This window comes from Saccharopolyspora sp. NPDC002686, assembly GCF_040295745.1.
In the GTDB taxonomy this organism is placed as follows: Bacteria; Actinomycetota; Actinomycetes; order Mycobacteriales; family Pseudonocardiaceae; genus Saccharopolyspora; species Saccharopolyspora oryzae.
The window spans coordinates 1-6,730 of the sequence record NZ_JBEOVY010000390.1; the positions used below are offsets into that span (position 1 = coordinate 1).

Annotated in this window: 4 protein-coding genes; 3 read left to right on the forward strand and 1 reads right to left on the reverse strand. The window is 71.8% G+C overall.

Going from position 1 to position 6,730, the window contains the following annotated elements; translation table 11 throughout:
* Positions 1–3,432 (forward strand): cation-translocating P-type ATPase (locus ABTZ89_RS33385; protein ID WP_351052318.1); only part of this gene is annotated, 3,432 nt, incomplete at its 5' end.
* A 297-nt stretch (positions 3,433–3,729) separates the two neighbouring features.
* Positions 3,730–3,888, forward strand: coding sequence for a hypothetical protein (locus ABTZ89_RS33390; protein WP_351052320.1), 159 nt, complete (start codon positions 3,730–3,732; stop codon positions 3,886–3,888).
* Between the two features lie 22 nt (positions 3,889–3,910).
* Here ABTZ89_RS33390 and ABTZ89_RS33395 read toward each other — a convergent pair whose 3' ends face one another.
* Positions 3,911–4,849: an EamA family transporter gene (locus ABTZ89_RS33395; RefSeq protein WP_351052323.1), complete on the reverse strand. Its 939-nt coding sequence runs from the start codon at positions 4,847–4,849 to the stop codon at positions 3,911–3,913.
* 264 nt (positions 4,850–5,113) lie between these two features.
* Between ABTZ89_RS33395 and acnA the strand changes: the two genes are divergently transcribed.
* On the forward strand, positions 5,114–6,730 hold a 1,617-nt coding region (gene acnA / locus ABTZ89_RS33400), incomplete at its 3' end, for an aconitate hydratase AcnA (protein ID WP_351052326.1).

Below are 6,730 nucleotides of genomic sequence, written 5' to 3' on the forward strand. Positions count from 1 at the left end.
GCCAAGTCCGGGCGCGAGGGCTTCGCCACCCACCTGTCCACCGCGGTCTCGGCCCGCGGTGGGCTCGTCCTGGAGCCCGACGCGCTGCGGCGGCTCGACCGCGTCGACACCGTCGTGTTCGACGCCCCTGCGCTGCTCACCGGCCGTCGCTCGCTCGACGTCGTCGTCCCGCTGGACTCGGAGGCCGACGCTGCGGAGCTTTTCGCCCGCGCGAGCCGACTCATCGATCTACAGGATCCGACGGCCGAGCAGGTTCTCGGCGACTGGTCGACCGGCCCCGTACCCGAATACCTCCCGGACGCCGCTCGCGGCGCCGCCGCGGAAGCGTCCGCGCGCGGTTCGGCGGTGGTGCTGCGCCACCGCGGCGAGGTCGTGGCCCTGGCCAACGTCGTCGAAGAGCTCGATCCGCTCGCCGAAGCGCTGGTCGAAACGGCCCGGGAGAACGGGGCGGCGGTGGTGGCCGGAATCAGCAGCCGCCTGGACCACCGGCTTCCGTTCGACCAGGTCGTGGCCGGGGGGAACCGGCTGGCCGGTTCGGTGCGGCGGCTGCAGGCCGACGGCGCGGTGGTCGCGGTCGTCTCGGCCCGGGCCAACGCCGCGTTGGCCGCGGCAGACGTCGGCCTCGGACTGTCCACACCGGACCACACCCCTTGGGGCGCTGATGTGCTGTGCCCGCGAGCCGACGTCGTCCACCTGCTGCTGGCCGCCACCGAGAACGCCCGCTCGGCCAGCCGCAACGCGGTCCTGCTGTCGGTCGCCGGTGCCTGCCTGGGAGCGCTGTTCGCCGCCTTCGGCCCTGCACTCGGGGCGCCGGGGCGCGCTTCGATGCCGGTGCAAGCGGCGACCTTGTCGGCGCTGATCACCGGCACCTGGGCCGGGATGTGCGCGGCCAACCGCGCTCCCCCGGTCCCGCAGGAGCGAACGCCTTGGCACGCCATGCCCCCGGACGCAGCTCTGTCCACATTGGCCAGTTCGGAACGGGGGCTGAGCGAGTCGATCGCCGCCAGCCGGCGCCAGGACCGCGAACGGGACCGCCCGCGGCCCGGAGTGGCCCGGGCGACCGTGGAAGGCCTGATCACCCCGATCACGCCGGTGCTGGGCGCCGGTGCGGTCATCTCCGCCGGTCTCGGATCGGTGGTCGACGCGGCGCTGATCGTCGGGGTTCTGCTGGCCAGCGCGCTGGTCGACGGCGTCCAGCGGGTCACCACCGACCGGGAGCTGACCCGACTGCTCGATGCCGGGCAGATGCCTGCGCGGCGCAAGCGCGAAGGCACCACCGACGTGGTCCCGGCCGACCAGCTCGTGCCCGGCGACGTCATCGAGCTGCGCGCCGGCGACGGGGTGCCCGCCGACGCCCGGCTGCTGTCCGTCGACGGCCTGGAGGTCGACGAGTCCAGCCTCACCGGCGAGTCCCAGCTGGTCGTCAAGGACATCGCCGCCACCACCGCACCCGTGGTCGCCGACCGCACCTGCATGCTCTACCAGGGAACGGCCGTCGCCAGCGGGACCGGCACCGCCGTCGTCGTCGCGGTCGGCACGCGCACCGAGCTCGGGCGCACCGCCCAGACCAGCGCACCGGAGACCGGCAACGGCGTCGAGGCCCGGCTCGGCGAGCTGACGAAGAAGATCCTGCCCGTCTCCATCGGAGCGGGCGGTGCGCTGTTCGCCGCCGACCTGCTGCGCGGTGTGCCGCTGGGCCGGACCGTCGCCCGCTCCGTGGGGCTCGCGGTGGCCGCCGTCCCGGAAGGGGTGCCCTTCGTCGCCACGCTCGCCGAGCTCGCGGCGGCCCGGCGCCTGGCCGGCCGCGGCGTGCTGGTGCGCAGTCCCGCCACCATCGAGGCGCTGGGCCGGGTCGACGCGCTGTGCTTCGACAAGACCGGCACCCTCACCCAGGGCCGGATCGCGCTCGGGCAGGTCTCCGACGGCCGCACCGCTCAGTCCACTTCGGACCTCGACGAACAGCACCGGGAGGTCGTGGCGGCCGGAGTGCGGGCCACGCCCCGGCCGACCGACGAGCACCCGCTCCCCCACCTCACCGACCAGGCGGTGCTCGACGGGGCGCGCGCCGCTGGTGTCGCTGCGGACGGAATCGTGCTGGCGGAGCTGCCTTTCGAACCGTCGCGGGGTTTCCACGCGGTGCGCACCGACGGCCTGCTGTCGGTCAAGGGCGCCCCGGAGGTCGTGCTCGAACGGTGCGTCAGCTGGCGGCGCCCGGAGGGCAGCGAGGTGTTCGACGCCGAAGCGCGGGCGGAGGTCGAGAACGAGGTCGAGCGGCTGGCGATGGACGGCTACCGGCTGCTCGCGGTGGCCGAGCGCGCCGCTCCCTCCGCCGCGACCGAGCTGACCGAGTCTGATGTGGACGATCTGGAGCTCGTCGGCCTGCTGGGCCTGGCCGATCCGGTGCACCCGGCTGCGGCCGAGGCGGTTTCGCAGCTGAGCCGCTCGGGCGTCGACGTGATCATGATCACCGGCGATCATCCCAGCACCGCCGAGTCGATCGCCGCCGAGCTCGGCATGCTCGGCGAGAAGCGGGTGTTCACCGGAGCCGAGCTGGACCAGCTCGACGACGAGCAGCTGACCGGCGAGCTGCCGAAGATCTCGGTGTTCGCCCGGGTCAGCCCGGCGCAGAAGGCGCGCATCGTGCGCCGGATGCGCGCCGGTGGCCGGGTGGTGGCGATGACCGGCGACGGCGCCAACGACGTCCCGGCGATCAACCTGGCCCAGGTGGGGATCGCGTTCGGCTCCCGGGCCACCCCGGCCGCGCGCGAGGCCGCGGACCTGGTCGTCGCCGAGGACCGCATCGAGACGTTGACCGACGGCATCGTCGAAGGCCGGGGGATGTGGACGTCGGTGCGCGACGCGCTGTCGATCCTGCTCGGCGGCAACCTCGGCGAGATCGGCTACGCGCTGAGCACCGGGCTGATCAGCCCCGCGGCCGGGCTCAACGCCCGCCAGCTGCTGGTGGTCAACCTGCTCACCGACATCATGCCCGCCATCGCGATCGCGGTGCGGCCACCGCCGCACGCCACCCCGGAGAAGCTGCTCGCCGAGGGACCGGAGGCTTCGCTCGGCACGGCGCTGGCGCACGACGTCTACGCCCGCGCGGCGGCCACGGCCGGTGCGGCCGGACTCGCCTGGCTGCTCGCCCGGCCGCTGTCCACCGCCGCGCAAGCCCGCACCACCGGTCTGGTCGCGCTGGTCTCCGCGCAGTTGGCGCAGACCCTCGCGGTGCGGGGCCGCACCCCGCTGGTCCTCGCCGCGGGCGCGGGATCGCTGGTGGTGCTGTTCGGCCTCGTGCAGCTGCCCGGCGTCAGCCAGTTCTTCGGCAGCAGTCCTCTGCTCCCGCACCACTGGGGCATCGCGGCGGCCACGTCGATCGCTGCGACACTGGCGGTGCTGGTGTGGCAGAAGTGGTCGCGGAACACCGTCTGACCTGCACTGTTACGCCCCGGTTCACCTCTGCGACACCTCCGGCTGGAGCCCGGCTAACCCGGCCGGCGGACAGTCGGACCTGAACGCACCAGCGATACCGGGAGAACCTGCACGATGCCCCAGTTCCTCACCACCGTCCTGACCGGCGTGGCCATCGCCCTCCTCGAGAAGCTTCTGGTCAACCTGGTCGGCTCCGCTCTGCGCGCAGCCCGCTGACCCCGAAGCCCGCGGATCGGCCCAGGACACCCCGATCAGCTCCGCGGGCTGGCCGGCGAGTTCACCGAGCTCTACGCCGGAATGGCGCCCGAACCCGGCACGAGCCTCGAGCAGTACATGGGCGGCCACTTCAACCCCGCCAAGCCAGGAGCCGGCGAATACCCGGTGGCCCTCGGCAGGTCCTACGACATCCTGCTGCACCTCAACACCATCACCGCGGCCGAACTGCGGTTCCGCTGAACAGCGGGGCGGTGCTGGCGGATCAGGACCGCACCCCGGCGAGCTCCGCCTCCTGGACCTTCGCCGGAGCGGAGCGCTGGGCGACGTAGGCACCGGCGAGGATCAGCGCCCCGCCGAGCAGCTGGATCGGCCCCAGCGCCTCGGACAGCAGCGCCCAGGCCAGCAGGGTGGCCACCACCGGTTCCAGGAACGCGACGGCTCCGGCCACCTGCGGCGACAACCGGCGGACCGCGATGATGCCGGTCAGGTACGCCGCCACCGTGCTGACCACGACGATCCAGGCCACCGCCACCAGCGCCGGGAACTGGCTGCCGGCCAGTTCGACGTTGCCGAGCAGCATCGACCAGTCCATGTCCCACGGCTGCGCGATCAAGGTCACGACGACGGCGCCGAGCAGCAGGCCGAAGCCGGCGAGGGCGAACGGGTCCACCTCGGGACCGCTGTCGGAGAGCAGGAAGTAGGCCATCTGGCAGCCCGCGGCGCCCAGCGCCAGCAGCAGGCCGATCGGGTCGAAGCTCAGCCCGGACCACAGCTCCACCACGCACGCCAGCCCGACCAGCGCGATCGCCACGCCGATCGCCGCCGAGCGGCTCACCGGGCTGCGCCGCACGAACCGGATCCAGCCCAGCACCAGCACCGGTCCGAGGAACTCGATCAGCAGCGCGACCCCGACCGGCACGCTGGCGATCGCCGCGAAGTAGAAGACCTGGACCCCGGCGATGGCGAACAACCCGTACGCGATGAGCAACTTGGGCACCTGCTTCACGGCCGCCGCGTGCCGGAGCGCGAACGGCAGCATCAGCAGCGCGCCACCGGCCAACCGCAACCACGCCACCTGCAGCGGGCTGAACCCCGCGGTGATGAGAGGTTTGGCGAACGGTCCGGATCCGCCGAAGCAGAACGCGGAGGCGATCGCGACCGCCACTCCGGCGGACTTCGCATTGCTGGTCAGGTTGCGCACCCACCAATCGAAGCACGCGTCCCCGACCGTCCTGAACCCGATTCCGGTACCGACGTCCCAATCCGTGGGAACCCCCGGAAAAACAGCGGTTTTGCACGGAGTGGTACATGTGATCGAGAGTTTGCCAACCCTTAGTTGAGAGCCATTGCAGGACAAGCGTACTGTTAGCGTCGAAGAGAGCGGGTTCTGCGCGCACGCTCGGCCGACGTGCGCGAGACTCGCAATCGTTCCCGAACTTGCGCCCGTCGCGAGATGGAGTTGAACGTGACTGCACCTGCGAGCAAGGACAGCTTCAGCGCCCGCGGCACGCTGAACGTCGGCGACGCCTCTTACGAGGTGTTCCGGCTCAGCGCGGTCGACGGGGCCCAGCGGCTGCCCTACAGCCTCAAGATCCTCCTGGAAAACCTGCTGCGAACCGAGGACGGCGCGAACATCACCGCCGACCACGTGCGCGCGCTGGCCAACTGGGACGCCAAGGCCGAGCCGTCCACCGAGATCCAGTTCACCCCGGCCCGGGTGATCATGCAGGACTTCACCGGTGTGCCGTGCGTGGTCGACCTCGCCACCATGCGCGAGGCCGTCGCCGATCTCGGCGGCGACACCTCCAAGGTCAACCCGCTGGCTCCGGCCGAGCTGGTCATCGACCACTCGGTGATCATCGACGTGTTCGGCAAGCCGGACGCCTTCGAGCGCAACGTCGAGTTCGAGTACGGCCGCAACAAGGAGCGCTACCAGTTCCTGCGCTGGGGCCAGGGCGCCTTCGACGAGTTCAAGGTCGTCCCCCCGGGCACCGGCATCGTGCACCAGGTCAACATCGAGCACCTGGCCCGCACCGTCATGGCCCGCAACGGCCAGGCCTACCCGGACAGCTGCGTCGGCACCGACTCGCACACCACCATGGTCAACGGCCTGGGCGTGCTGGGCTGGGGCGTCGGCGGCATCGAGGCCGAGGCCGCGATGCTCGGCCAGCCGGTGTCGATGCTGATCCCGCGCGTGGTCGGCTTCAAGCTGACCGGCGAGATCCCGGCCGGTGCCACCGCCACCGACGTGGTCCTCACGATCACCGAGATGCTGCGCAAGCACGGCGTCGTCGGCAAGTTCGTCGAGTTCTACGGCTCCGGCGTGGCTTCGGTCCCGCTGGCCAACCGCGCCACCATCGGCAACATGAGCCCGGAGTTCGGCTCCACCGCGGCGATCTTCCCGATCGACGAGGAGACCGTCCGCTACCTCAAGCTCACCGGCCGCCCGGCCGACCAGGTCGCCCTGGTCGAGGCCTACGCCAAGGAGCAGGGCCTGTGGCACGACCCGAGCCACGAGCCGGAGTACTCCGAGTACCTCGAGCTGGACCTGTCCACCGTGGTCCCGTCCATCGCCGGCCCGAAGCGCCCGCAGGACCGGATCGTGGTCTCCGAGGCCAAGCAGTCGTTCCGCAACACGCTGACCGACTACGTCAAGGTCGAGACCGCTGACGACCGCGCCGTGGACGAGGCCGGCGAGGAGTCCTTCCCGGCCAGCGACGCCCCGGCGGTCACCCACCACGAGTCCGCGCCGGCCGTCGTCTCGGCCGCCAACGGCTCGCACGGCCGGATCTCCAAGCCGGTCACGGTGTCCTCCGACGAGCTGGGCGAGTTCGAGCTCGACCACGGTGCCGTGGTGATCGCCTCGATCACCTCCTGCACCAACACCTCGAACCCGTCGGTGATGCTGGGCGCGGCGCTGCTGGCCCGCAACGCGGTGGACAAGGGCCTGACCCGCAAGCCGTGGGTGAAGACCTCGATGGCCCCTGGCTCGCAGGTCGTCACCGACTACTACGAGAAGGCCGGTCTCTGGCCGTACCTGGAGAAGCTGGGCTTCCACCTGGTCGGCTACGGCTGCACCACC

Excerpts from the sequence above, each read along its gene's own strand:
- ABTZ89_RS33390 (WP_351052320.1), top strand. The coding sequence starts at position 3,730 with ATGGCGCCCGAACCCGGCACGAGCCTCGAGCAGTACATGGGCGGCCAC.